Source organism: Ruegeria sp. YTSC004 (assembly GCF_059609805.1).
Window position 1 is genome coordinate 1 of the sequence record NZ_JBXWMJ010000024.1, and the last position, 24,339, is coordinate 24,339.

25 protein-coding genes and 1 tRNA gene are annotated in these 24,339 nt (G+C 56.0%); 15 read left to right on the forward strand and 11 right to left on the reverse strand.

Translation table 11 applies throughout. The annotated features are described in order from the left end of the window. Positions 1 to 425: 425 nt before the first annotated feature. From AC2FFP_RS22460 to AC2FFP_RS22475, 4 genes are all read left to right on the forward strand, one after another. Positions 426 to 1,187: a 5-oxoprolinase subunit B family protein gene (locus AC2FFP_RS22460; protein ID WP_496770702.1), complete on the forward strand. Its 762-nt coding sequence runs from the start codon at positions 426 to 428 to the stop codon at positions 1,185 to 1,187. Continuing rightward, on the forward strand, positions 1,178 to 2,176 hold the full coding sequence (locus AC2FFP_RS22465; RefSeq protein WP_496770700.1) for a 5-oxoprolinase subunit C family protein: 999 nt from the start codon (positions 1,178 to 1,180) through the stop codon (positions 2,174 to 2,176). The genes AC2FFP_RS22460 and AC2FFP_RS22465 overlap by 10 nt, the downstream gene beginning before the upstream one ends. 12 nt (positions 2,177 to 2,188) lie before the next feature. After that, complete coding sequence (locus AC2FFP_RS22470) at positions 2,189 to 2,950, forward strand: LamB/YcsF family protein (protein WP_496770699.1); 762 nt, start codon at positions 2,189 to 2,191, stop codon at positions 2,948 to 2,950. A gap of 145 nt (positions 2,951 to 3,095) precedes the next feature. Continuing rightward, on the forward strand, positions 3,096 to 4,343 hold the full coding sequence (locus AC2FFP_RS22475) for a hypothetical protein (RefSeq protein ID WP_496881530.1): 1,248 nt from the start codon (positions 3,096 to 3,098) through the stop codon (positions 4,341 to 4,343). Positions 4,344 to 4,402: 59 nt separating this feature from the next. On the opposite strand, the gene AC2FFP_RS22480 is transcribed toward AC2FFP_RS22475, so the two are convergent. Together AC2FFP_RS22480 and AC2FFP_RS22485 are read right to left on the reverse strand one after the other, a co-directional pair. After that, positions 4,403 to 5,788, reverse strand: a complete 1,386-nt coding sequence (locus tag AC2FFP_RS22480) for a D-alanyl-D-alanine carboxypeptidase family protein (protein ID WP_496881531.1) — start codon at positions 5,786 to 5,788, stop codon at positions 4,403 to 4,405. Between the two features lie 281 nt (positions 5,789 to 6,069). Then, positions 6,070 to 6,771: an HAD family hydrolase gene (locus AC2FFP_RS22485; RefSeq protein ID WP_496881536.1), complete on the reverse strand. Its 702-nt coding sequence runs from the start codon at positions 6,769 to 6,771 to the stop codon at positions 6,070 to 6,072. Positions 6,772 to 6,862: 91 nt separating this feature from the next. On the opposite strand from AC2FFP_RS22485, the gene clpS reads away from it, so the two are divergent. The 4 genes from clpS to hemF are packed head-to-tail and all read left to right on the forward strand — an operon-like array spanning position 6,863 to position 9,929. After that, positions 6,863 to 7,204, forward strand: coding sequence for an ATP-dependent Clp protease adapter ClpS (gene clpS / locus AC2FFP_RS22490; RefSeq protein ID WP_058271961.1), 342 nt, complete (start codon positions 6,863 to 6,865; stop codon positions 7,202 to 7,204). A 31-nt stretch (positions 7,205 to 7,235) separates the two neighbouring features. Continuing rightward, on the forward strand, positions 7,236 to 8,201 hold the full coding sequence (locus tag AC2FFP_RS22495; protein ID WP_282120235.1) for a class I SAM-dependent methyltransferase: 966 nt from the start codon (positions 7,236 to 7,238) through the stop codon (positions 8,199 to 8,201). A gap of 37 nt (positions 8,202 to 8,238) precedes the next feature. Beyond that, positions 8,239 to 9,039 (forward strand): SDR family NAD(P)-dependent oxidoreductase, encoded by an 801-nt coding sequence (locus tag AC2FFP_RS22500; RefSeq protein ID WP_058271963.1) that lies wholly within the window; start codon positions 8,239 to 8,241, stop codon positions 9,037 to 9,039. A gap of 5 nt (positions 9,040 to 9,044) precedes the next feature. Further along, on the forward strand, positions 9,045 to 9,929 hold the full coding sequence (gene hemF, locus AC2FFP_RS22505) for an oxygen-dependent coproporphyrinogen oxidase (protein WP_496845339.1): 885 nt from the start codon (positions 9,045 to 9,047) through the stop codon (positions 9,927 to 9,929). 4 nt (positions 9,930 to 9,933) lie between these two features. Here the strand turns inward: hemF and AC2FFP_RS22510 are convergent, their stop codons facing one another. Further along, positions 9,934 to 10,230 carry a hypothetical protein gene (locus AC2FFP_RS22510; RefSeq protein ID WP_496698967.1) on the reverse strand — a complete coding sequence of 99 codons (297 nt, stop codon included), beginning with the start codon at positions 10,228 to 10,230 and terminating at the stop codon, positions 9,934 to 9,936. Positions 10,231 to 10,524: 294 nt separating this feature from the next. Here AC2FFP_RS22510 and AC2FFP_RS22515 point away from each other — a divergent pair, with 294 nt between their 5' ends. Both AC2FFP_RS22515 and AC2FFP_RS22520 read left to right on the forward strand, forming a co-directional pair. After that, a complete protein-coding gene (locus tag AC2FFP_RS22515) occupies positions 10,525 to 11,037 on the forward strand; it encodes a toxin-activating lysine-acyltransferase (RefSeq protein ID WP_496770669.1) in 513 nt (170 codons plus the stop codon). A gap of 1 nt (position 11,038) precedes the next feature. Then, complete coding sequence (locus AC2FFP_RS22520) at positions 11,039 to 11,932, forward strand: Hint domain-containing protein (RefSeq protein WP_496770667.1); 894 nt, start codon at positions 11,039 to 11,041, stop codon at positions 11,930 to 11,932. Here AC2FFP_RS22520 and modC read toward each other — a convergent pair. Genes modC through modA form a run of 3 tightly spaced genes read right to left on the reverse strand, consistent with a single transcriptional unit; the run spans position 11,929 to position 14,562 of the window. Beyond that, entirely contained in the window at positions 11,929 to 13,026 is a 1,098-nt protein-coding gene (gene modC, locus AC2FFP_RS22525; RefSeq protein ID WP_496881532.1) for a molybdenum ABC transporter ATP-binding protein, read from the reverse strand. The genes AC2FFP_RS22520 and modC overlap by 4 nt on opposite strands. After that, the gene (gene modB / locus AC2FFP_RS22530) at positions 13,023 to 13,715 is read right to left on the reverse strand and encodes a molybdate ABC transporter permease subunit (protein ID WP_058278495.1); all 693 of its coding nucleotides are present in this window, start codon (positions 13,713 to 13,715) and stop codon (positions 13,023 to 13,025) included. Before modB ends, modC begins: the two co-directional genes overlap by 4 nt. A 4-nt stretch (positions 13,716 to 13,719) precedes the next feature. Continuing rightward, on the reverse strand, positions 13,720 to 14,562 hold the full coding sequence (gene modA, locus AC2FFP_RS22535) for a molybdate ABC transporter substrate-binding protein (protein WP_496780935.1): 843 nt from the start codon (positions 14,560 to 14,562) through the stop codon (positions 13,720 to 13,722). A gap of 193 nt (positions 14,563 to 14,755) precedes the next feature. On the opposite strand from modA, the gene AC2FFP_RS22540 reads away from it, so the two are divergent. Further along, positions 14,756 to 14,831: transfer RNA gene (locus AC2FFP_RS22540), tRNA-Val, on the forward strand. Positions 14,832 to 14,965: 134 nt separating this feature from the next. Here AC2FFP_RS22540 and AC2FFP_RS22545 read toward each other — a convergent pair. The 4 genes from AC2FFP_RS22545 to AC2FFP_RS22560 all read right to left on the reverse strand — a co-directional run bounded on the left by AC2FFP_RS22545 (position 14,966) and on the right by AC2FFP_RS22560 (position 20,269). Continuing rightward, a complete protein-coding gene (locus tag AC2FFP_RS22545) occupies positions 14,966 to 16,816 on the reverse strand; it encodes an amidohydrolase family protein (RefSeq protein ID WP_496770660.1) in 1,851 nt (616 codons plus the stop codon). Positions 16,817 to 16,885: 69 nt separating this feature from the next. Further along, positions 16,886 to 18,064 carry a carbohydrate porin gene (locus tag AC2FFP_RS22550; protein ID WP_496881533.1) on the reverse strand — a complete coding sequence of 393 codons (1,179 nt, stop codon included), beginning with the start codon at positions 18,062 to 18,064 and terminating at the stop codon, positions 16,886 to 16,888. Beyond that, positions 18,061 to 18,825: a DUF3299 domain-containing protein gene (locus AC2FFP_RS22555; RefSeq protein ID WP_496881534.1), complete on the reverse strand. Its 765-nt coding sequence runs from the start codon at positions 18,823 to 18,825 to the stop codon at positions 18,061 to 18,063. The genes AC2FFP_RS22550 and AC2FFP_RS22555 overlap by 4 nt, the downstream gene beginning before the upstream one ends. Positions 18,826 to 18,850: 25 nt before the next feature. Next, a complete protein-coding gene (locus tag AC2FFP_RS22560) occupies positions 18,851 to 20,269 on the reverse strand; it encodes a metal-dependent hydrolase family protein (RefSeq protein ID WP_496881535.1) in 1,419 nt (472 codons plus the stop codon). A gap of 111 nt (positions 20,270 to 20,380) precedes the next feature. Here AC2FFP_RS22560 and AC2FFP_RS22565 point away from each other — a divergent pair, with 111 nt between their 5' ends. From AC2FFP_RS22565 to AC2FFP_RS22580, 4 genes are all read left to right on the forward strand, one after another. Beyond that, entirely contained in the window at positions 20,381 to 21,391 is a 1,011-nt protein-coding gene (locus AC2FFP_RS22565) for a helix-turn-helix domain-containing protein (RefSeq protein WP_496770651.1), read from the forward strand. A 349-nt stretch (positions 21,392 to 21,740) separates the two neighbouring features. Further along, positions 21,741 to 22,133 carry a copper resistance CopC family protein gene (locus AC2FFP_RS22570; protein ID WP_496725948.1) on the forward strand — a complete coding sequence of 131 codons (393 nt, stop codon included), beginning with the start codon at positions 21,741 to 21,743 and terminating at the stop codon, positions 22,131 to 22,133. A 272-nt stretch (positions 22,134 to 22,405) separates the two neighbouring features. Beyond that, positions 22,406 to 23,002: a CopD family protein gene (locus tag AC2FFP_RS22575; RefSeq protein ID WP_496845332.1), complete on the forward strand. Its 597-nt coding sequence runs from the start codon at positions 22,406 to 22,408 to the stop codon at positions 23,000 to 23,002. Positions 23,003 to 23,186: 184 nt separating this feature from the next. After that, positions 23,187 to 23,456 (forward strand): hypothetical protein, encoded by a 270-nt coding sequence (locus AC2FFP_RS22580; RefSeq protein ID WP_496845331.1) that lies wholly within the window; start codon positions 23,187 to 23,189, stop codon positions 23,454 to 23,456. A 329-nt stretch (positions 23,457 to 23,785) separates the two neighbouring features. On the opposite strand, the gene AC2FFP_RS22585 is transcribed toward AC2FFP_RS22580, so the two are convergent. Then, a partial coding sequence (locus AC2FFP_RS22585) for a helix-turn-helix transcriptional regulator (protein ID WP_496770647.1) occupies positions 23,786 to 24,339 on the reverse strand: 554 nt, incomplete at its 5' end.

The window sequence follows — 24,339 nt, forward strand, 5'->3', positions numbered from 1 at the left end:
CGACCCGTCAGCACCGCCTCAGCAGCGCCGGTGAAGGGGGTTCTAAGTATAACCGCATAAGTCCGCAAGCAGAAAATGACGTCCTGGGCGATTTTTTTCCATCTTTCCGCTTAACCTTTATTTATCAATATCTTAAGGCGCACAACCCGCTCCCTCGAACGGCAATCTCGCCAGTTGAAATACAAGTCGGACCCACACCTGTCCGCGTCGCCAGTAAGCGCACCCCTATATATAGACAGGGCACCCAACCACACCACAAGCCTCAAACGAGTCGGAAGCGATTCAATGAGTCGGAATCGGCCCAAAAAACCGTGCCAGCACTAAATTCAGGTATAGATTCCGCGCGTCTCCACCCACGCCGGGCTTGCGCATTGGCCCGGGATGCTGTGTGGTCGCCTCTGTAAGATGCCCGGGTTAGCCGTGAAATGACCACCAATACAGCCGACATGTTTCCACGCATAAATACCGTAGGCTATGACGGCCTTCTTGTTTCCTTTGCCGATGCCATGGCCGAACCCTCGAACCGGGCGGCGCTGGCCTTTAGGGGCGCAATAGACGCCGCATCCTGGAACGGTGTTGTCGAAACCTCTGCATCGCTTGCATCGGCCTACCTGAGGTTCGATCCCGACAAATTACCTCGCGCTGAAGTCCAAGATAGAGTGCGACACCTACTTGCACAGCAAAATTGGTTTGAGGCACCACTGCCTGCCGGTCGAAAATTGTGGCGGGTCCCGACAGTTTATGGGGGCGAGCTTGCTCCGCAACTGGACGAGGCAGCGGCGGCGGCGGGGCTGGATTCCATGGAAGCCGTTCGACGGCTGAGCGACACAAAGGTACGCGTATTGACCATCGGCTTTGCACCGGGGCAACCGTACCTTGGTCCGCTTGGTCCTGAATTCAATATTCCGCGCCTGAAGGAACTGACGCCCATGGTCCCAGAGGGGGCCTTGGTATTGGCAATTTCCCAATTCGTACTGTTCTCGGGCCCCACTCCGACTGGCTGGCGGCATGTGGGCCAAACCGCATTTCGCTGCTTTCGCCCTGACGCACCGCAGAGCTTTGCGTTGAAGCCAGGGGATGAAATGCAGTTCCTGTCCGTTTCGCGCGACGAACTGGAAACCATCCGCGCCAACAACTCGGACGGCTCAGGCGGGGCCACCTGCGAGGAGATCGCGGGATGGGTCTGATTGTTCATCGCATTGGCCCGGCCTGCACCATACAAGACCAGGGCCGTGTCGGGTATCTGGATCAGGGGCTGTCCCGATCCGGCGCCGCCGACCAACTGGCCCTGCACGAGGGCGCAGCGTTGCTGCGTCAAAGCCCGGGACTTGCCGCTTTGGAAATGGCGGGAATGGGTGGCGAGTTCGAGGCAACGCAATCTCTCGGCATCGCTCTGACAGGTGCTCCGATGCAGGCCAGCATTGATGGCGCACCTGTGGTCTGGAATGCGTCGCACCAGATGGTAACCGGGCAGCGGCTGGTGATTGGTGCTGCGACGCGCGGGACCTATGGCTACCTGCATGTCAGCGGTGGGATCGCGTCCGAAGCCTTTCTGGGATCACGCTCAGCGCATTTGACCGCCAAGATCGGAAGCACCATTCAGACCGGAGATACATTGCCTGTCGCCGACGGATCAGGCGTGACGGGCATGAAGCTTAACCCGGATGATCGCTTCTCGGGTGGCGTTCTACGCGTGATCGCCAGCTTTCAGACCCCCCTGTTCGATCAGGAAACGTTGGACCGCTTTGTGCAAACCGAGTTTCGGCGTGGCAGTCGGGCCAACCGAATGGGGATGCAGTTGGATAGCGAGGGCGAAGGTTTCGCGGCTCAGGGTCAGCTGAACATTCTGTCCGAGGTCATTACCCCCGGTGACATACAGATGACCGGAACAGGCAGCCCCTTTATCCTGTTGCCTGAATGTCAGACCACTGGAGGTTATCCCCGTATCGCGACGGTTCTGCCTTGTGACCTTCCGCGCGCGGCACAAACCCCGGCGGGCGGGCGGATCAAGTTCGAATTCGTGTCACTGGACGAGGCCACAGCCCTGCAAACCGCCCACAATGCCGAACTTGCCCGGCTACCTATGCGAGTCGAACCGCTGGTCCGCGATCCGCATGACATCCCGAACCTCTTGTCCTACCAATTGATCGGCGGAATGATCTCCGCCACCGACTAGGGAGTACCACGTATGCCAAGCGTCGATCTGAATGCCGATATGGGCGAAAGCTTTGGCCCCTGGAATATGGGCGATGATGAAAATCTGCTTAAGATTATCACCTCTGCCAATATCGCTTGTGGCTTTCACGCCGGCGACCCGGATGTGATGGCCAAAACGATGACACTGGCTGCGGAAAACGGCGTCGGGATCGGCGCGCACCCGGGCTTTCCTGACCTGCAGGGATTTGGCCGGCGGAATATGAAAGTTCCCCATGATTCCTTGCGCAATCTGGTTCGTTACCAACTGGGCGCTGCGATCGGCATGGCCAAGGCCGTTGGCACCGAAGTGCGGCACCTGAAACTGCACGGGGCGCTGGCCAACATGTGCTCGGTCGATATCGACATGGCCCGAGCCTGTTATCAGGGCGCGCTGGATGTCGATCCGGACATCATCATCATGGTTTTGGCCGTTACCAAACAAGAAGAAGCCGTGCGCGAACTGGGGTGCAAGTGGGTCGGCGAGATCTTTGCGGACCGGGCCTATAACGACGACGGAACTCTTGTCGACCGCGGCCTGCCCGGCGCGGTTATTCATGACCCCGAAATTGCCGGACCGCGCATCCTGAACATGGTGCGCGAAGGTGCCATCATCACCGAAAGCGGCCAGCGGCTTGAGACATCCATCGACACGATCTGCCTGCATGGCGACGGTCCAACCGCGGTACAAATCGCCCGTTCGGTTCGCACATCCCTGATCGACGGCGGGGTCGATGTGACAAAATTCATGCGGTAGAAAGAAGGGCGTAATCCTGACGATCTATCCTCTGACTGTTGCCTGTATGGAATACAGACCCTAGCATGCCCGACAAGTGCATGTTCTGAATACCACAATTCCAAGCAACGCCATGCCAAAGCGGTATAGGCAAGGAGGTTGGCCAATGTCTTTTGATCTGATGAATTACGAACCACGCGGCGACAAAAAGAACTCTGAGTTCTTCCACCAATATCTGCCGATGATCTACGAACGCCGCCAAAGCTCGGGCGTGGCTGATCAGGTCGGGGCGATGCAGGCGATCGTCATTCAGGTCGAACCGGACGCGATGTTCGACACGCTGATCGAGCTTTATGTCATGACACCCTACCGACATACGGCCAGCTATCTTGGTCAGACGCACAAATTTGCCGTGATGCACTCACACCCCGATTATCCCGCGATAATCGTCATGGCGCCGCTTAGCCCGACATTCGAAGACTTTATCCCGCGTATCAACCGCATGTACCCGCTGGCCCGCAACACCCCCCAGACCCGCTATGTCGGAGAGGTTTATGGCGCCACGGACCTCAAGACCCTGACCAAAACGCTTGAAGATCAGAACATCAGGTTTGAGTACAAGGGAGACACTGAAAACCCGTTCTACACATCGGACGGGTTCCGATTTACGTCTCCGTCCGATTTCACCTGTAACAGGGTTGGCTACTCATCCCTGGATTTCAACGACACCGACAGCCTCGGTTTGGGTGACCGGATATTGCTGAGCAATGACGAACAGGCGCGGCTGGATCAGGCGGCGGCGTTCGGGGCAGACAGCAAAATCGCGCCTTTGATGCTGGGGGTCGACCACCTTGCAACACGCATTCTGGCCGGCGAGCGTGAGGACGCGATCCTCGAGTTTCTGACCATGGTGCCCTATTACTTTTGGGGCGCGTACAACATCTTTGAGATGAACTCGTCTACCAATGTGAACCGAAACGCGAATGTGGACGATGACAAGAAATCCCCCGCCAAGGTCTTCACCGCGAACAACACGCCCTCCTTCGTCAATTCCTTTGAACAGCTGCCGATGCCAACCGAGGATTTCGTGCGGAACTTTGGCCGTCGCCTGCACCACATGGCAATCGAGATTCAGGACGGCGACCACGGCGCGGGTGAAAAGAACGTCGATTTTGTGGTCAACACACTCAAGGATGAAGGGGTGCCGTTCCTGGCCCATGTGGTGGGCGAGTGTAAGGATGATCCGAACCTCAAACAGATCTTCTCAAAGCACTCGAAGTACACGCTGTTGATCACCGAGTATATCGAACGTTGCCACCACTATGACGGGTTCTTTACCAAAGATAACGTTGCCGCCCTGACCGCTGCGGCGGGTCAGGATGAACAATACGAACACGGCCACGTCTTCGACTGACAAAAAAAGGCTGCGAGTTTCCTCGCAGCCCAGATCCATTCAGGAGAGTATGTCGGGCCTTATGACGGCCCGATCATGAAACAAGTCACATTCCGGGCCTGCAACCGGCGGCAGGCCAGATCGGCCTGTTCGCGGGTCATGCCCTGAAATGTCGCGTCGAAGCCGCGCGAGCTTTGGTTCACCTTCCGCAGCGTGCCTTCCAGAGTGGTCATTTCCGACAGGGCCGTTTTCAGCAAAATCTTTTCCGCCTCATATCGGGTGGTATAGCGGCCAACGTTCACGCCCCATAGCCGTCCGCCCGATGTTGACAGTCGGGTAACGATCTCTTGCTCGGGTTCGGGCTGCGCTGCTGGATCGGTCGAGACCAGAACCAAGTCAGCCGGGCGCGCAGCGGGACGGGGTGCGTCACCGTCACCAGAGGGCTGAATGTCGGCAGCTGCAATCGCCGCAGCGATCCCGTCTTTTATGCGCGTGCCATTTTTGGCAGCCGTCTCGGCCACGGCGCCAGCAACCTGAACTGCAGCACCCGGTCCGGGGCGCAGAACGGGGCGCAGACTGGATTTTGGCGCGATAGTCAGGGCCGCGACGGTTGCGCCCAATCCCGCGTTTCCGGCATAGGTGGGGCGCGCCGGCTTGCGGATCGGGGCACGCGAGGGGGCGCGGCGGAATCCCATATCCAGCAACTCAGCCACTTTTGCATTTCGCGATGCGCCGGATTTGCCACCAAAGACAGTTGCGATGATGCGTTCGTCCTTGCGTTTTGCCGATGCAACCAGGTTAAAGCCAGCCGCCCGCGTGTATCCGGTCTTGATCCCGTCCGCGCCCTTGTAAGCTGCCAACAGACGACGGTTCGTGTTTGGAACTGTCTTGATCCCGGCATGCGTGGATTGGCGCGAGAACAGGTTGTAATACTGCGGATAGTCATAAAGCAGGTGGCGACCCAACATGGTCATATCCCGCGCGGTCGACAAATGACCTGATTCCGTCAGGCCATGTGCGTTCTTGAACGTTGTGCGGCTCATACCCATGGCCTTGGCCGTGCGCGTCATGCGACGGGCGAATGCTGCTTCGGATCCACTGATCGCGATGCCAATCGCCGTGGCCGCATCATTGGCGGACTTCACGGCAGCCGCCCTGATCAGATATCGGAACGCAATGGTTTGCCCGGTGCGAAGGCCCAGTTTCGAGGGGGGTTCAGAAGAGGCCTTTTTTGTAATCCGAACGGGCGTGTCCAAGGTGATCTCACCATTCCGCACCGCCTCGAATGCAATGTAGAGTGTCATCATCTTGGTCAGAGAGGCCGGATGCAGTCGGGTGTCAGCATTGCGCGAATGCAGAACCTCGCCTGTCCGGGCGTCGATGACCATCGCCGCATATGGTGCCGCAAATCCCTGCAACGGCGCGAAGGAGAGCAGCCACAAGAATGCTATAAGAAATAAGCCCATCCGGGCCGGAACTGTCCGCCGAACCTGCACGATCTTTGCCTCTGTCTACCTCAGGCCGCCGGGTTTTCCCGGTCAGCGTTAATTATTTTTTATTGCCTACAAGGCTAACACAGAGACCCAATGAAATAAACCGAAAGCGTGCAAATTCGCTGTTTTGTTAAGCGTCCAAACCGGCACTACATGTAGACGCGCGCAGCCCGCAACCTACTACATCCACGCAAATTGAACCCCTTAACGTAATTCCCACCTCGTTTTTTGAAAACTGAGACCAATTGGCAACATCAACTTAGGCGCTGAACCAGATCAGCAAGTTCGCCCAAATCCCGCATCTCGCGATAGCGCGGATTGCCCGCAGGGGTTTCGGCCTTCTCAATCTCCCAGACCAACCCATGGGGCACATAGACGCCCCAACATCCGGCCTGAATTGGGGCGACGACATCGGACCGCATCGAATTGCCTACCATCATTGCAGATTCGGGTCCGTCACCATGCCGCGCAAAGATACCGCGGTAGGTTTGTGCTGACTTTTCAGACACGATTTCGACCTCGTCGAACAACTCTCCCAGACCGGATTGCGCCAGCTTTCTCTCTTGATCGATCAGGTCGCCCTTGGTGATCAGAATCACCTTATGCGTATCAGTCACCGCTTCGATGGCCTCTCGCGCGTGGGGCAAAAGCTCGATCGGGTGGGCTAGCATGTCCTGCCCCGCTTCGACCAACTGGCGGATAACCGAGGCTGGAACACGGTCGTCGGTCACTTCGATTGCGGTTTCGATCATCGACAGGGTAAAGCCTTTGATTCCGTAGCCGTAGTGCCGGATATTACGTTTTTCCGCAGCAAGCAGCCGATCCAACAGGTGATCGCGATCAGCGTGATCGGCCAGCAATTCCGTGAAATGCGTCTGCGTCAGTTTGAAAAACCGCTCGTTGTGCCAAAGCGTGTCGTCGGCGTCGAACCCAATTGTGGTCAGCGCTTTTTCCATTTCGATTACGTCCTGCTGGCTCTTTTCTCTGGCCCCATGCACGTTATATAACCGATCAGACAAACCGAAGCCTGAATCGGACAAAGGCGCAATGACTGAACACAAATGGATGATGTCTGACCAACCGGACAACGACGATGATCCGTCGCTGTTGGTACAGACGCGCCCTAAGACCAAGCGCCCGCCGTTGTACAAAGTACTGCTGCTGAACGACGACTACACGCCGATGGAATTCGTGGTGCATGTGCTGGAACGTTTCTTTGGCATGACCCATGCCGAAGCGTTCGAAATCATGTTGATCGTCCACAAGAAAGGCGTCGCCGTGGTTGGCGTGTTCAGCCATGAGATCGCCGAAACCAAAGTGGGCCAGGTCATGGACTTTGCCCGCAGGCACCAGCACCCCCTGCAATGCACAATGGAACGGGAAGAGTAAGGCCGCCTAGCCTTCTCTCTCATATTTGCCGATGTCCCCTCGTCTTGATCTTGCCCTGCAAAGCGGCCTTGAGCTGTCGCAACCACTCAGCGTGCTTGGGCCGACATCCGACTGCGATCTGTCGGCCCTGCCGCGTGAAACGCAGGTTGTGCAGCCATTCAAACCGTTTCACGACCACTTTGCCGGACAGGGCTTTGCCGCTGTGCCGGAAGCCCACGACCCTTGTCAGGATGCCATCGTGATCCTGCCCCGCGCCAAGGCGCTGGCGCGCAGTATGGTGCATCAGGCCTGTCAGCGGGCCAGGGGACAGATTGTCATAGACGGTGTCAAAACCGACGGCGTCGATAGCCTGCTGAAAGACATCCGCAAACGCGTTGACGTCGAAGGGCCCATCGCCAAGGCGCATGGCAAGATTTTCTGGTTCCAATCCGCACCCGAGGCTTTTGCCGACTGGGCCGCCCCGGACAACCAGACGGTCGATGGCTTTCGGACCGCGCCCGGCGTGTTCTCTGCTGATGGGATAGACCCTGCCTCGGCCCTGCTGCTGGGCGAATTGCCCGAAAAGCTGGGCGCAAGGATCGCTGATTTGGGCGCTGGCTGGGGGTATCTCGCAGCCGGTGTGCTAAAGGCCGCCAATCCGCGCGCGTTACATCTGGTCGAGGCTGACCAGATCGCCCTTACCTGCGCACGCGTCAATTTGGCCAAGACCTGCGCGCAGTTCCACTGGGCCGACGCCGTCACGTGGAACGCGCCGGAACCGTTGGACACGGTGATCATGAACCCTCCGTTCCACACATCGCGCGCCGCCGACCCTGAGCTGGGTCAGGGCTTTATCAAATCCGCAGCTCGAAACCTGACCCGGAGCGGCAATCTGTGGATGGTCGCAAATCGCCACCTGCCCTACGAGGTCACGCTGGCCGAGAATTTCGTACAGGTTCAGGAGGTGTCCGGCGACAATCGGTTCAAGGTGTTTCACGCCTCTCGCCCTCGACGGTGATCCCGGTTAACCTCTGCCGCAAATCAGGAGACAACGCATGTCCTTTTCCATAGCCGGCAAGACCGCCATTGTCACAGGCAGCGCCAATGGGGTCGGACTGGCCATCGGGCGCCACTTTGCGGATGCCGGCGCCAATGTCATGTTCGCCGACATGGACGAAAAACGGCTGTCCGACGAGCTTGGCGAACAGGCCGATGACAGCAACATCCGGTTTTTTGCTGGCGACCTGCGGGAAAAGCTGACCATCGCGAACCTGCTGTCTGCCACGCTTGATGCGTTTGATCAGGTGGACATCTTGATCAATGGCGCGCGCCAGGTGATCCCGTCCGATCCGCTGGACGCGGACGACGATTCCGTGCGCATGCTGCTCAATCAGAACCTGATGCCCTCGCTGCGTCTAAGCCAGGCGGTCGCCAAACGCATGATAAAACAAGCAGGTGACACTGACGAAGGCCCCGCCGGGTCGATCATCAACCTGTCTTCAATCGCGGCGCGGCGCACCCACCCCGATCTGATGGCCTATTCCGTATCCACCGCCGCACTGGATCAGATGACACGTTCGCTGGCCGTTGCCCTTGCCCCGAAACGGATCCGCGTCAATTCCATAGCGCTGGGATCGGTCATGAGCGCCTCGCTGCAGTCCACGCTCAAGGAAAACCGGGACTTTCGCAACGATATCGAGAGACATACGCCCTTGGCCCGGATCGCAGCCCCGAACGAACTGACCGAAACGGCACAGTTCCTGGCCTCGGACGCAGCCGGCTTCATCACCGGACAAATTCTGACAATTGATGGCGGCCGCACCTTGCTGGACCCCGTCGCAGCTCCGGCTCATTAATCCCTATGTTCGATACCGAAAAATCAACCGCCGCCGCGTGGTTCCGCCAATTGCGCGATGAGATTGTCGCCGCGTTTGAGGCACTTGAAGACACCCACAGCTCTGGCCCTTTTGCAGACACAGCACCTGGCCGGTTCGAGGTCAAGGAAACCAAACGCCAATCCGAGGACGGCAGCGATGCTGGCGGCGGGTTGATGTCCGTGATGCGTGGCGGGCGTGTCTTTGAAAAGGTCGGTGTCAATGTCTCGACCGTATACGGCACTTTGGGTGCGCGGGCACAACAGGCCATGGCGGCGCGCAAGGGAATTCCGGGCATGACCGAAGATCCGCGTTTCTGGGCGTCGGGCATCTCTCTGGTCGCGCATATGCAAAACCCGCATGTACCGGCCGTTCATATGAACACCCGCATGTTCTGGACCCCGCACGCATGGTGGTTCGGCGGCGGTTCGGACCTGAATCCTTGCATCGAATACGATGAGGATACAGCGCATTTTCATGCCACCCAAAAGGCGCATCTGGATCCACATGGTCCCGGCCATTATCCCCGCCTGAAAGACTGGGCGGATGAGTATTTCTATATCCCTCACCGCAAGCGCGCCCGCGGCGTGGGTGGGATATTCATGGATGACTATTGCACCGGAGACTGGGCCGCCGATTTCGCGTTGACCCAGGATATCGGTCGCGCGTTCCTGCCAGCTTTCCTGCCGTTGGTGGAAAAGCGCCGAGTCCAGGGGTTTGATGAGACAGCCAAAGACACGCAACTGGTGCATCGGGGCCTTTATGCCGAATACAACCTCGTCTACGACCGGGGCACAAAATTCGGGCTGGAAACCGGCCATGACCCGGATGCGGTGCTGATGAGCCTTCCGCCAATGGCAAAATGGACCTGATAGATTAGCGGAACCCAAAATCCAGGAAGTTGTCAAAGCAATAGCCCTGCGCGGACCCCGCCGACATGTTCTCACCCACACGTTTTACGGTAATCGAATATCCCGGCGTGGTATCGACCCCATCGGGTGGGGTAAGTGAAAACTGCACCGTGCGCACGCCCTTTTCGTAGGCGCGGACAATGTAGATACGCTGAGTTGCTTTGGTTCTCAGGCTGCGAATAGCAAAGTCGCCTATCCCGCACCAATACGCGACCGGGGCGGAAGACCCGCTGACGGCGACCTCATATACACCGTTGTTCATAGGCGTGACTGTGGTTTTGAAACCTGGGTAAGCGCCGATTCCGATCCCAATTCCCTGTGCAAATAAAGGCGACACCGCAAATGTTGCCAGGGCCGCTATTTTCAAAACTCGCATAATGGCAATTCCTGTTTCGAAACAATTATTCAAGATCATACCGGACACGTGGTCCGAGTAAAGCGGCGCCATTTTCGGGATTTTGTCCGACAGGATCCCGACACGGCACATACAGGCAAAACAGTATCATTTTGGATCTTAAGCAAATAGGATCAAGGCATATATTGTCTGGGGTTAGTTTTGAGCAAAGCGTTTCCAAATGACTGGTTTGATATCCCGTCCGAAAAATACGCGGATTTCGGCGCCATGTTCTATCTTGCATCGCTGACCAATACACACAGACCGCGCACCCTTGGACAGGTGCTTTATGCCTTTGAAACGCCTTTCCGGTTGAACCAGTACCACATTTTCCGGCAGAACGGTTTCCCGCGCGGGTTTGTGACTTTCGCAGGCCTCAGCCGCGAAGCCGAGCGTCGGTATGCCATTCAGGAAAAGCCACTGAAGGATACGGATTTTGCCAGCGGCACGCCCTTCTGGATCGTCGACCTCGTGGCCCCATTTGGACAGACCAACCAGATCGTCGACATTTTGAAGAAGGAAATCCCCCACCCCCGGGTCCGAACCAATCGGATGGACAGCGACCTGACCCGAAATCGCATCGTGGAATGGACCCGAGACGACGCGGGGGAGGTACACATGAAGCTTTACCGGAAGAAAGAATTTCGTGAGGTCCTGAAAATGGAGAGGTCTTGAAATGGTATCGATCGTAGGGACAACAACTGGCTTTGTGACCGGAGATCCCCCTAATCAGGCCAGTGGCGATCTTGGCTTGACCGGCTTTCCCCGGACGCAATCCAGGTCGATCTCTGATCAGCCATCACTGGGCGTGGCCTCCATTAACCCAAATACCGGCGAATGGACCTACACGGTCAATCAAAGCGATTTTGACGATATCCCGTTCGGGACTACGGTCACTGATACCTTCACGGTACGGGTCACCGGATTGGACTTTTTCTTCCAACCATATGACCTGACCCAAGAGATCACCATCACCCTTGAAGGCGTGTGCTTTACTGCAGGCACCTTGATCCTGGCTGAAAAAGGCAATCAACAGATAGAAACCCTGAGTGTTGGCGACAAGGTGATGACCGTAGATCGCGGGCTGCGACCGATCCGGTGGGTGGAAAGCAGCGCCTTATCGCCGGACCGATTACGTGACAATCCGGCCATGCGCCCGGTTCGGATCAAGGCCGGCAGCCTTGGCGCAGGACAGCCCGAACGCGATCTGCTGGTATCACAGCAGCACCGCATTCTGGTCAGCGGACCAAAGGTCGAGCTTTTGTTTGGCACGCCCGACGCGCTGGTTGCGGCCAAGCACCTTTGTTCCTGGCCAGGTATCGCGATTGACACCTCGGATGACCCGGTCGAATATTTTCACATCCTGCTGGATAACCACGAAATACTGACAGCCGAGGGCGCACTGGCTGAAAGCCTCTATCTCGGCGAGGAATCCCTGTACACACTGTCCTCGGACGCATTGCAGGAGCTCGCTGCCATTTTCCCCGACACAGCCACGCCGAATAGGATGGGCTTCGGCCGGGCAGCCCGCCTGATCCTGCGAGAATTCGAAGCCCGCGCGCTGGCTTAGACCCCGCGCAAGTGCCCGCCCACGTCCTGCGGTGCCAGTGCGACCGTTTTGATGACCGCAAAACAGGGTTTGCCCGGTTCCAGCCCCAACGCTTCGACTGAGCGGCGGGTGACGCGGGCCAATACAGAACCCGCGGGCGTTTTTACGGACACAATCGCACCCGGCCCCTCGCCCGCGCGGATCGTGTCGACTGCTCCTTCCAGAACATTTAAGGCCGAAAGACCCTCGGGGCGTTTGCTGGACAGAATAACCTCTTGCGCGGGAATGCGGATGCGCAGTTCTTCCGCAATTTGCAGGGGTATCCGGGGCAGAAACAAGGGCGACCCGCCTGCGTCCAACTCGGTCAGCCCGTCCGAATGATGTTTGACGACCCGAACCTGCAACACTGCACCGACGGCCCGCACGCCAGCCGGTGCGACTGACGGATCGGCCAATACTTCGGAGGCGGGTCCATGCCGTAAGACCTTACCCTCTTGCAGAGCGACAACCGATGTCGCCAAGCGCGCAACTTCTGCAGCCGAGTGTGTGACGTACAGAATCGGCACCGAAACCTCATCCCGCAGCCGTTCGAAGTAAGGCAGGATCTCGGCCTTTCGTGCGTCGTCGAGAGCCGCTAGAGGTTCATCTGCCAGGATCAGGCGCGGACTGGCCAGAAGGGCGCGCCCAATGGCAACACGCTGTTTTTCCCCACCGGACAACCTCGAAGGGCGCCGGTTCAACAGGTGCCCGATCCCCAGCATTTCGATCACTTTGTCCGGGCTTTCGCGGCGCGCGCTCTTGGGTGCAAACCATTTCCCATAGAATAGATTTTGGCGCACGGTGAGATGTGGAAAAAGACGGCCTTCCTGAAAAATGTACCCCAGCCGTCTTTTGTGCGGCGGTAACCAGAGGCCTTGCGCGGTGTCGAACAGCTCCCACTCGTCTACAGCAACCCGACCGGCCATGGGTTTCACCAAACCGGCGACTGCATTTACAATGGTTGTCTTTCCAGACCCGGACCGCCCAAACAGAACCGTCACACCGGGTGGCGCATCAAAACTCAGATCCAGCTTGAGGTCGGGTAGATCGTGCTGCAGGCGAACGGACAGGCTCATGATCCGGCCACCCGTGCAGCGACACGCCGCCCAATGAACTCGGACAACAACAGCGCGCTCATGGCAACCACGATCGAAATGACCACCAAACGGGTGGCCGCTGCTTCGCCGCCCGGGACTTGCAGGAAAGCATAGACCGCTGACGGCAGGGTTTGCGTCTGGCCGGGGATATTCGACACAAAGGTAATCGTGGCTCCGAACTCTCCCATCGCTTTGGCAAAGGCCAGAATCGCGCCGGCGATCACGCCGGGCAAGATCATCGGAAGGGTCACCGTTGCAAATACAAACAGGCGCGATGCACCCAGTGTCGCCCCGGCCTGTTCCAGTTTGGGGTCCACGGCTTCGATCGACAGGCGTATGGCCCGCACCATCAGCGGAAATGCCATAATACCCGCGGCAAGGGCAGCCCCGGTCCAACGAAACGCCACGACAATTCCGATCTCTGCCAGCAACTTGCCCAGCGGCCCCTGAATTCCAAAGGTCAGAAGAAGCAGATAGCCGGTCACCACCGGTGGCAAGATCAAGGGTAGATGCACCAGCCCATTCAAGACCTGCCGACCCGGAAACCGCCAACGGGCCAGCGCGTAGGCAACGAATATGCCCAACGGCAATGTCACCAACGTTGCCCAAAACGAAACGCGCAGCGACAGTTTCAGTGCCTCAAGCTCTGCAGGTCCCAACCACCCCATGCCGCTATCCGTTCGGCAGGGAGAAACCCTGCTTTTCAAACACGGCCCGCGCGGCCTGAGATTGCAGGTACTTCAGAAACACCTGCGCGCCGTCTGCACCTGCTGTCGTCACTGCTGCAGGGTAGATGATGGGCGGATGCAGGCCAGGCGAAAACTCGGCGATGACCCGAACTCGTCCCTCGACCTGCGCATCGGATCGGTAGACGATCCCCATAGGGGCCGCACCAGTGGCAACCAGTGCAAGGGCTGCACGCACATTATCCGTTTGCGCGACCTGAGCCTGAACACCCTGCCACAGCCCCAAGCTCTCCAACGCCGCCTTTCCGTAGATCCCTGCCGGCACGGCATCAACCAGCGCCATGGCCAGGTATCCACCATCCAGTGCGGAGGCCAAAGCGACTCCGGGCCGCATTTCGCCAATGTCAGCCCCTTCGTCCCCAGCGACCAGAACCAGGCCATTGCCCAGCAGATCTACACGCGTAGTGGGGTCAATCAGGCCCTGTTCTTGCAGCACATTCATCCAGTCCACATTAGCGGAAATGAACAGATCTGCCGGGGCACCCAATTGAATTTGGCGCGCAAGAACGGACGACGCCGCGTAAGAGACGGTTACGCCCTGCCCGGTTTCGTGCTCAAAATCAGATGCCACCTCATCAAGCGCAGTTTTGAGGCTGGCCGCTGCAAACACCAAAATCCCCTCGGCCCCTGCGCGGAGCGGGGCCAGCGTCAAAGCGCCCAGAACCAGGGCCGCGATCAGAACTCGGCGCGCGTGGGACAGGATCGGTTTTCTCCCGCCTGGAAAGTTGCAGTTCCTTTGGGGATAGCTGAGGCGGTAGGTGACACGCAAGCGCCTTTGCAATCACCTACGAGGCAGAACGTAAAACGACAGGCCCCACACAATCGAAACGACCCCACAACACAAGGCACGGCGAATTTCCCGACGGATTGAATTACCAAAGGCGAACAAATCAGATTCTGGGAAAGAAAAACTGCCGGACCCTCTTGCACCCGGGCGCAGGCTTGGCTACATGCACCGTCACGGGTGATTAGCTCAGTTGGTAGAGCGCTTCGTTTACACCGAAGATGTCGGGAGTTCGAGTCTCTCATCACCCACCAATTCATCCGTGCAATGCATCAAGGACTTATGCGACTAGCGCTTATTGCTGTGCCGCCCGTAGAACTGTGTTCGCTGCGCATCGTCTCTGCATTCTGGTAGGTAGTTTGCTCTGTGTTTCTCTATTAGCTCGAGTTTATTGCCCCCCAGCTTTAGACAACATAGCCTTCGCATAATCACGTTTTGCTGTTGCGCGGTCCTCGAAGCGAGCATGCACGACGCAAAAGAATAAGTTGCTGTCATCTAGACCGTTGCGAGGTGTAAACCAATCAAAGGGGTTGGTCGGCTCTACCGACGCAAACTGATTAGTCGGTGGCGCGACAGGTGTTAAATTGGCTTCACTGTTCGTGATATCTTCGAGCAATGTTGGACGTGCAGTGCCGGTATCCGGTGTGAGAATACCCATGATCTGCTCGCGACCAGCCGGAACGAAACGCCCGCTCTCCTCGACTGGAAACCGGATCGGCTGTCCGGCATAAACATCCCGTTGAACTTCACTTTTCTTAACAACAATAGTTCCGTTAACGAGCACGTAAGGAATACCCTCTGACGGAAGACCTTGCTGACCGAGCGTATAATTCGCCTTTTCGGTCACTGATACCGGATCGAAAATCGTGATGTCCGCGACCATGCCTTCTTGCATACGCCCACGCACCTGCATTGCGCGCAACCCTGTGTCACCCAATCGTTTCGCATGGATGTAACTTAACTGAGTGAGTGTGAGCATTAGCGGCACATTCGCTTCACGTGCCAGTCTCAAAACAAGCGCGTGGCTGCCTGCTGACCGAGGATGCCCAGCATAGTCTTCGTAGGGGGCATCCCAACTCATCAGATTGCCATCGATATCTAGCCCGGCCATACCGTCGCCCGAAATGCCATAGCCCGCGATAGTGATCCAATCGTTTAGCCATTGCTCTCTTGGAGGGCTAAAAACAATGGCCGTCCGTCCCGGCTCATTCTCAGCGAAACTCAAGAATTCGTCTTTTGTCACAAAGCGATCAAGTTGGGGGTCAAAGATGGTGTCTTCGTATTTGTACCCCATCGAGCCTTCCCAGTTTTCGGGGGCGATAATCGAGGCTCCGTAGTTTCCCGACCCGGCTGTCCAAGGATAGTAACTAGACCAGACGTTGTAGCCTTGGTCGCGGGCCATCTGGAGCTTTTCCTGATTTTCCCACCAGCCATAGTCATTGTCATGGTGTATATGGAGCGGTGCGCCAAGCACCATCGCGTTGACCAAGATTTCATTTACACCCGTCTGTGTTTCTGTCGGCGTCGAAGCACTCGGATGAAATCGGTGATGGACGGAGGTCAATCTACCGTAACGCGCCGCAGCCCGCTGCGCTTCGAACATCTCATAGGTTGTAATACCTTCGCGGGCGTAGCCGATGGTCGACCCCACTCCGAGGGCCCCTAGACGTAGTCCCTCATCCAGCTGGGCAGTGATTTCGTTCATCTGCTCACGGTTGCTTGGAACAGAAGACCACCCCTCGACGCCATCTTCCACGGATTGTGCCCTCAGTGCGAAGAAGTTCCGGAAGTCTATATCCCCACCTTCAAGCACGAGGCCGTCATGAACCCGCATCCGTGCGAATTCTTGCCCAACGACCGTACCATAGTTTGCCTGTGTTGCGCCTTCGCGCGCACTATACCATTCGTCGATGTTCGCTGCCCCAACCTCAAAATCCATTTGAGTCGTAACGCCATCACGAAGGTTTACCTTGATACCCCAAGGGTCCAGCCCATGCTGCTCGAGATCGATAAACCCGGGGGCAACAACGTGCCCTGTCGCGTCGATGGACTCGCTACCATTAATTTCTTCGTCAGTAATTGCAGTGATCCAGCCGTTGCTTATTCCCACGTTAGCGATCTGATCGAACCCGGTTTCCGGGTCCACTACCCGTCCGTTAAGAATGACAAGGTCGTAAGTTTGCGCGACGCACAATGTCGAACACACAGACAACGTACCAGCCAGAAACAAGGTACGCATGGATAGATCCTCCCTTTTATTTACAAAACTGAATGTATCGTTGTTATTGGCGTCTGCTTTCGACCCAAATTAGAATACGATCCGGGTTCTTAGGCCGAACAGCGTAATGCTGTCCTGAGTGGGGTTTTGCAGCGGGTTAGAAATGAACTGCAGTGACGGCGTCATTTGCAATCCGGGTGAGATTGAAAAGCGGTAGAAAGCTTCAAGCGTGAACTGATCGCCATCTATGCCTCTTGCTTCGGCCCAGTTTAGGCCCAGACCGGCCAAATCGGTGTTGCGACCATAGTAACCGAGACCGGCAGAAATCGACCGTTCATAAAGCGCTGCGGTTCCCTTCGAGGCCCCTGCACGGAAGAACGGCATCCATTTATTGTCAACAAACCATGCGGCGGAAAACGCTGCGCCGTAATCTTCTGCTCGACTGCCATCGTCAGCCGCATCCGCATGCCAGAGGGTCAGATGGATATTGTCGAAGTAGATGCGATCAAAGCCGGACGTGTACCCAAGTTCGAGCGACTTGAAGAGATTGCCGTCGCTAAACACATCAAAGTTTGGATCGGACGGGTCGGCGTTTGCGTCCGAGACGCTCGCAACAGCATAAATATTTTCGCTAAGTTTTACGCCACCGGCAATGCCAAGGCCTTGATTGGGCGTGTTAATTGTCGGATTGGTATTGAAAGACAGGTTTTGGAAACCGCTGTAGGGGCTTACCAACCCATAGATATCCACAAAGTCCGTTACATCAATCTGCCCGACTTGCAGCGTCCACGAGCCGTTCGCGGCCCTTTGGGTCCAAAACAGGTTGGTCAGCAGCAAACCATTATCGTTGAAGGCTGTCCCTGTGATCGAAAGGGCTCCACCATCCAGACCAAGAAACTGCGGGGCAACATCAGTATAGCCGTGCCGGTCTTCGATCTTGAATGTCAGGGAACCCCCTTCAGTTGCCTGCCAACTACCGTAGAGGCGCGCAATTCCGCTGGCCGCTTCGCTAGCACCCAGATCAGCATTCGTAGTTTGGCCCAATGCCAAGTAATCAATGTTGAACCGAAACCCACCTTCAGCCAGCCGGTCTTTCCACTGAAACCAACCCGGTGCGATGTTGCGTGGAAAATCCGAACGATACTGCGGATCGGTCAGCCCATCTCCGGGGTCGAGGTCAGCTTCGACCGAAGATGGCCCAGATAGTCCCTGAGCCGACGCTGCGCCAGCAATGGAAATACTCAATACGGCAACCAGAAGTCTTATCATTCAGACGCCTTTGCCCCGCCGGTCTTGCGATTGCCTGCCGCTCGGATGCGATCAGCAGCATGCTGCTTCCATTCCAACCTGTCAGCCTCCGTTTCCAGCGTCTCAACACTCATTGTCTCCAATTGGAAGGTAGCGCTCATCGGTACAAGGCCGTCCACAACCATCATACTCTGAACCGAGGGTTCGATCGTAAGCGTGCCTGTTACCCGAACGGGTTCATGGTAATAGCTGGGCATCCAGTCGCCATTCAACCGCACACGGATCATTTGGTTGGGCGGAGGCGGAGGCATGTGACTGCACATCCCGCGTTTTGGCACTAAATACGCCACAGACCGACCATCCGGATCACTCGGAGCAGGAATCGCATATCCCGCCAAAGTGATTGTCTGACCGTCGAATTGCGGATTTCCATTTGTTCCCGCCTTTCTTCGCCGTTCCTTCACAATCTCTCGCTGATCAAGAAGCCAGTCGACATCAATACCATCTGCCGCCAAGGCGTCCTCTGTTTCGGTCAGACGTTCCTGCCATTTTTGCCTTTCATCTGCGCCGCCAGTGTCTTGCTGCAACCTTCCGCGCAAACGCACGACATACAGAACATCATCGAACTGTTCAGGGCTGAGGTCGCGATAGGGGTCTTCAAAGACTTGCGAAGAAGGGTCCGGCAGTTCCGCCCAGTCAACTGCCGTTCCCGGCGCTGCCATGACGGGATGGCCGCACCAGATCAACCCGGCGAATACGGCGAAGCGAAACCAATAACGCATTAAGGCTCTCCGGCTGCTTTTTTGTTCATTCCAGTGTGTTCTTGTATATTACACCGTCCTTCATGATCAGGCGGATTGTATCTGGGCTTTCAGGCCTCGGGTCGGCACCGAACCACTGATCACCCGTGCCAACAACCGAGAAGTCTTCAAGTGGGTTACCGTCGATCAGCAGGATGTCCGCATAGGCTCCTTCCTCAATCACACCCAGATTGCCCTCGGGATAGGGGTTCATGAATGGTCCGGACAAAGCGGCGATTTCACCGCCAGTAGATGTCATTGCGACCAACGAGGCGTGAGAGCCAAAGAACTCATTATTGAGATGTTTTTCATAGGCAATTTGAATATTGCAGGCGGCTACAGAACCTACGCAATCCGTGTGAAACCCTCTTTTAGCTGGGCACTCATTCATGTTTTTTATGTAGTCGCCAAAAGCCTGCGTAGCTGACTGTGCCTTTCGTAAGCTGGCTGGGACATCTCGAATGGCAGGAATATCGAAGAGATTTGGATCAAATGCGGTGAGATTGGTCGTGATGTAGGCTCCTTTCTCTTCCATCAGCGCTGATATTTCACAATCAAACATGAACCCGTGTTCAATTGATCGCACACCAGCATTCAGTGCCGCCATGATCGTTTCCTTGCGGTAGGAATGGGCCATGACGTAGCTTTCGTATTCGTTGGCAACCTGCACGGCCGCTTCTAACTCTGCCGTCGATCCTGCCAATAACTGCCACGGGTCAAACACTGAAACTACACCGCCTGATTGCATGTACTTCAGTTGTGTTGCTCCCATCCGGAAGTTGTTACGAGCAAACTTGTACATGTCAGAGACGCTGTCGACTTCTTGGGCCATATTCAGACGGCTGAAGTTCGAAGACTGGCCAACAGGCGCCGTAAAGTTGGCGAAATCAGCATGGCCACCACGCGTACTTAGAAAAGCAGCCGCAGGGTAGAAACGCGGCCCGGCAATGGTCCCGGTGTCGATTGCGCGGCGAAGACCTCCATTAGCGCCACCTGCATCTCTTACGGTGGTAAAGCCTTGCATTAAGTACATCTCAGCCATTTGAGTGCCGTGAATCGCGAGGTCTTCCCAAGTGCTGTTGGCTTCCATTGCGGGCAACGTGGGTCCTGGCAGCATCAGGTGTGCGTGATTTTCGATGAAGCCGGGGGTCAGTGTCCTCCCTTCTCCGTCAATGACCGTAGCGTCGGGGGCATCGATTGCGTCGGTTGATACGGCCTTAATCAGATTGCCCTCGACCAATACGCTGGCATTCTCGATGCGCTGTTCACTCACTCCATCGAAGATGTGCACGTTGGTAAACAACGTTTGGGGTTCTTCTTGATCCTGAGCCTGCGCGGACGCTGAAAAAGCAAGTCCTGCAGCGACAATTACCGTCGAGCAAAGCGACATTCGTAGACCGGACATAAGTACTCCCTTCATATTCATGTTTTGCCAACTATAGTCTGGAATTCATTGGCTCGGTTGCCCCTTTTGAATTAGGATGTACGAATGTGACTGCAAAAATGGCCACTTCTTAAAGCTAATCCAACAAGGGTTATGAGCTTGCCTTTCAACTCCACCTCCCGAGAGCATAGCGAGGGCTTTGTTCGCCTCTCTTTAGCCGCTCCCTTTCTGCAATATCTCACCGAACGTAAGATCAATCCGCAACCAGCATTGGATCAGGTCGGCTTGAAAGCTGAACTGATGACTAACCCATCCGTGTTCGTTCACTCCGAGTTGGTTTACGGCTTGGTAAATGCTTTCTCAGAAGTATCAGGGGATCGATACCTAGGACTGAATGTAGGGGAAGCGTTTGACCTACAAGGATGGCCGCCCTTCGCTCAAGCCTTGCAATCTACAAAAACGCTGTTCGAGTTTTTTACCCGCTTTGTTGAGCTCGTGCCGCAGGAGTCCAATTCTGTGCGGCACAGCCTTGTCATCGAAGCAGACAAAGCGACTTATCGTATCGAGAGGCAACAGGAGCCAACTGTCCCACCCATTCAGGTGACCGGTTTTGGTGCCGCAATCTATGTACGCCTATTGCAGACCGTCGTCGGAGAGTCCTGGGACTCTTCCCGTGTGCGATGGGAAAGCAGATACATCAATGGGCTGCCTATCGACTACAAAGGGATCGAGGTTGGCCTTGGGACTGATCCCGGAATGCAAATTAGTTTTCCTGTGGAATGGTTGTTTTTGCACCACGTCTCTGAGGGTTCTGCCAAGCCCATAGCATCACTTCGACAAGATGAAGAAGTAACCGTGGTGGCAGCTTTGCGATCTGTCTTACACGACAAACTGGATGAAACCGATTTGGGACCAGAGATGGTGGCTGGAATGCTGGGACTACAACCGGAACGGTTTCTGAAGGCGCTTCAGCAACAAGGCACAACGTTACCCCGCGAAATCAAACGGTTGCGTGTCGATGTCGCCAAAGAGCACCTCAAAGAAGGCCAGATGACAATTGCGGAGATTGGTCTGATGCTCGGCTATTCCGACAAGTCCCATTTCACTCGCTTTTTCCGAGGTCAGACCGGAATGACACCGACCAAGTTCCGCCTCGGTGTATAGTTACGTTGCAAATACTTGGGCTGCTTTTTCACTACATAACAAGCGCAAGCCGACAAGAATTTGCAACACACTTTTTGGTGCCCCTTTCTAAGGATAACAGAGGGACAATTGCCCCCATAGCCCTGCGGCGGTGCATGCCGCGCTGCGCCTCCGCTGCACCAACTCTTTATTTTAGTTCGATCAGCGACAAACCTGATCTCAACAAGTTGTCATATGATCTTGATGTGCCCAGAAGACCGTGTGACCATCAAGCCACTGACAACACGAGACATCTCTCGAAGATAGCGCTGGTTGCGACAGTGAAAAACAGCACCATGTTGCACGTGCGGAATAGGGTAACCGCTGAGAAGTGGACGATGAGAAAGACAACGTTCCAACGGAATATATTGAGGACAGCACCATGAAAAAGATCATAACGTTCGCACTTGTCGCTGCTCTTCCCAGCGGCGTACTGGCGCATTCCAAGGTCGAAGAAACAACCCCTGCCGACGGAGCCACAATAACCGCTGTGCCCGCTGAAATTGGCCTCAACTTCTCTAAGGACATCCGGCTGACACGGATAGAATTGGCACATCAAGAACATTCCGCGGCAAGCCTAGAATTGGGCGACCAGAAAAGTTTTGGTCAGGAGTTCAAGATCCCACTGCCGAGCAATGGAACGGGCACCTATGTCATTGAATGGCGCGGTCTTGGTGAAGACGGTCATGCGATGCAGGGCGAGTTCTCCTTTACCGTGGAATGAGCATGCCAGACATTTGGGGCATTGCGGCAATCCTCGCAAAGCTAGGGCTCTACATCGGCTTTGCGGGCTCCACCGGGCTTATGATAGTTAGCTGCCTCTATTCCGGCTTTGTCGCACCGATAAACCTTGTGATGAAACGCCAAGCAAGGGCCTTAGCATGCCTTGCTCTCGCCGCAACTGTAGTTGTCTTCATGCTTCGTGGGGCCGCCTTAACGGGCGGAGTTGACGGCATGGTCGACCCGGAAATGCTTGGATTACTTTGACAGACCCCCGTGGGCGACGTACTAGTTTACCGGCTTGTCGGTGCAGCATTGATCCTTGTGGGATTGTCTATTCCTCGATTTGGCCACTGGATCGTACTCGTGGGTGGTACATTGGCTTTGTGGTCCTTTGCGCAGATAGGGCACGTGCCGGAACTAAAGAGTGTCGGTGTTCAACTCTTGCTCCTATTGCACCTGCTTTGTGTGGCCTTCTGGGTGGGCATCTTTAGCCCGCTAAGGAATATGGCCCTAATGCCTGAACACCTGACCAATGCTGCTGAATTAGGGCATAGGTTTGGGCAAGCTGCTACATTGGTTGTACCGGTATTAATCGTGGCAGGTCTCTGGATGGCTTGGTTGCTTGTTGGCAATCTCCAAGGGCTCTTGCTCACCGGCTACGGGCAGGCATTGTTGTTCAAGGTGTTCCTTGTGGCGCTGCTGATGATCCTCGCCGCTGCAAACAAGCTCCGATTTGTTCCGGCTATGCAGGGTGGAGAGGCAAAGGCAGCGCAACGCCTAGCCCGATCCATCGAAGTCGAGGCAATAATCGTATTAGTTGTGCTGGCGACAACGACGACACTCACGAGCGTGCTAACGCTTCCGAGTTAAGGTAGGGAGAGATGAACAAACACCTGTGCGCGCTGGCTGTATACAGCATTGGCACCAACGTCGCTACAGATCATGAGTTGACAGACAGAGACCTAACGAATGGGCTGGAACTCTACGCAGTGCACTGTGCTTCATGCCATGAAGTTAATCTAGAAGGCTACGACACTGCCGCGAGGTGTTCCTAATGCTAGACAACTTCGAAACACCAGCCAACGCAGCCGAGGGTGCTCAGGACGATGCACAGTCTGAAGACTTCCTATGCAGCGCGACACAGGTAATGACTGCTAACAAATCACTAGACCTGACCTACTACTATCACACGATGTACGACCGCACTGTGCACATGGTTGATCTCAAACAAATTGACTTCCAAGCGGTGGGTGACGCGATGATAGTCTTGCCTATAAGTGGCAATCGCGAACCCCCAATCGTCGACATAACATCGACCAATTAATCAGATGCGCACTTGAGCCACGGAAACAATAGAGTGGAAACGTGGCCCTAGACCTCAGCCCAAATGTACTAGTTGCTCATATGCAAGTGTGACACACTATAAACCGCCACACTACAATCATGTTCACTATCAGTGCATCAGTCGCTCGACGGTGATTCCTCTAGGCTCCACCAAATCCTGACGGATAATCCGCTACCCGTAGTTCTTCCTTTTTCGCAGAAGAAATATCCTTTGTGGCCGAACCGGACCTTAGTTCAAAATACGGATAAGGTCAGCTGCGCCCATGTTAGTCAATGCTACGCGTTCGACGGACAACCGCTTTGCCGATCCTACTGCAATTCGCTGTAGGGGCAGACATCTTCTTCAAACGGAACGTAGCGGCGGGAAAAATTGCTACCTTCTACGGCTGCCGGACGGCTAATCCTATCCATCCGGAAATGCCGAAAGTCCTCCCGCTGTGGGTCCCAGCCAACGAGGTACCACAAAGGGGGCAGAATCAGCATTGCCTGTGGCTCCACTTTACGGTGGGTCTGCCGTCCTTTTGCATCGCGATACGCAAAGGAGATGAGCTGGCGCCCAAGGAATGCCGTTTCAAAAGCAGGTAGCAACTCAGCATCCATTTTGCCCATGCCCGAAAGGTCTTGCTGCGGGGACAATTGACCAATGTGTAAGCAGTCCAAGAAAGCGCGCAGGTCGCGCACTTTGTCTGCGGGCAGGGCCTTTTCGATCTTGGCTAGTCCGGCATCTGCCAGTTCCGAGAAAGGAAGGTTTCCCGCCGCCCGCATGGCTGCCACGCTGATGAGCAGTGCAAAGACCTCTGGCACCGATAGCTTGGCTGTTGTCTGCATGGATTGCGGATCAAGCTGCAAGCCGCCACCGCGCC

What these genes read in the sequence shown, in the direction of transcription:
- AC2FFP_RS22460 (WP_496770702.1), top strand. Translation starts at nt 426, where the DNA reads ATGACCACCAATACAGCCGACATGTTTCCACGCATAAATACCGTAGGC.
- AC2FFP_RS22465 (WP_496770700.1), top strand. Translation starts at nt 1,178, where the DNA reads ATGGGTCTGATTGTTCATCGCATTGGCCCGGCCTGCACCATACAAGAC.
- AC2FFP_RS22470 (WP_496770699.1), top strand. Translation starts at nt 2,189, where the DNA reads ATGCCAAGCGTCGATCTGAATGCCGATATGGGCGAAAGCTTTGGCCCC.
- AC2FFP_RS22475 (WP_496881530.1), top strand. Translation starts at nt 3,096, where the DNA reads ATGTCTTTTGATCTGATGAATTACGAACCACGCGGCGACAAAAAGAAC.
- AC2FFP_RS22480 (WP_496881531.1), bottom strand. Translation starts at nt 5,788, where the DNA reads ATGGGCTTATTTCTTATAGCATTCTTGTGGCTGCTCTCCTTCGCGCCG.
- AC2FFP_RS22485 (WP_496881536.1), bottom strand. Translation starts at nt 6,771, where the DNA reads ATGGAAAAAGCGCTGACCACAATTGGGTTCGACGCCGACGACACGCTT.
- clpS (WP_058271961.1), top strand. Translation starts at nt 6,863, where the DNA reads ATGACTGAACACAAATGGATGATGTCTGACCAACCGGACAACGACGAT.
- AC2FFP_RS22495 (WP_282120235.1), top strand. Translation starts at nt 7,236, where the DNA reads ATGTCCCCTCGTCTTGATCTTGCCCTGCAAAGCGGCCTTGAGCTGTCG.
- AC2FFP_RS22500 (WP_058271963.1), top strand. Translation starts at nt 8,239, where the DNA reads ATGTCCTTTTCCATAGCCGGCAAGACCGCCATTGTCACAGGCAGCGCC.
- hemF (WP_496845339.1), top strand. Translation starts at nt 9,045, where the DNA reads ATGTTCGATACCGAAAAATCAACCGCCGCCGCGTGGTTCCGCCAATTG.
- AC2FFP_RS22510 (WP_496698967.1), bottom strand. Translation starts at nt 10,230, where the DNA reads ATGAACAACGGTGTATATGAGGTCGCCGTCAGCGGGTCTTCCGCCCCG.
- AC2FFP_RS22520 (WP_496770667.1), top strand. Translation starts at nt 11,039, where the DNA reads ATGGTATCGATCGTAGGGACAACAACTGGCTTTGTGACCGGAGATCCC.
- modC (WP_496881532.1), bottom strand. Translation starts at nt 13,026, where the DNA reads ATGAGCCTGTCCGTTCGCCTGCAGCACGATCTACCCGACCTCAAGCTG.
- modB (WP_058278495.1), bottom strand. Translation starts at nt 13,715, where the DNA reads ATGGGGTGGTTGGGACCTGCAGAGCTTGAGGCACTGAAACTGTCGCTG.
- AC2FFP_RS22545 (WP_496770660.1), bottom strand. Translation starts at nt 16,816, where the DNA reads ATGCGTACCTTGTTTCTGGCTGGTACGTTGTCTGTGTGTTCGACATTG.
- AC2FFP_RS22550 (WP_496881533.1), bottom strand. Translation starts at nt 18,064, where the DNA reads ATGATAAGACTTCTGGTTGCCGTATTGAGTATTTCCATTGCTGGCGCA.
- AC2FFP_RS22555 (WP_496881534.1), bottom strand. Translation starts at nt 18,825, where the DNA reads ATGCGTTATTGGTTTCGCTTCGCCGTATTCGCCGGGTTGATCTGGTGC.
- AC2FFP_RS22560 (WP_496881535.1), bottom strand. Translation starts at nt 20,269, where the DNA reads ATGAATATGAAGGGAGTACTTATGTCCGGTCTACGAATGTCGCTTTGC.
- AC2FFP_RS22565 (WP_496770651.1), top strand. Translation starts at nt 20,381, where the DNA reads ATGAGCTTGCCTTTCAACTCCACCTCCCGAGAGCATAGCGAGGGCTTT.
- AC2FFP_RS22580 (WP_496845331.1), top strand. Translation starts at nt 23,187, where the DNA reads ATGCTAGACAACTTCGAAACACCAGCCAACGCAGCCGAGGGTGCTCAG.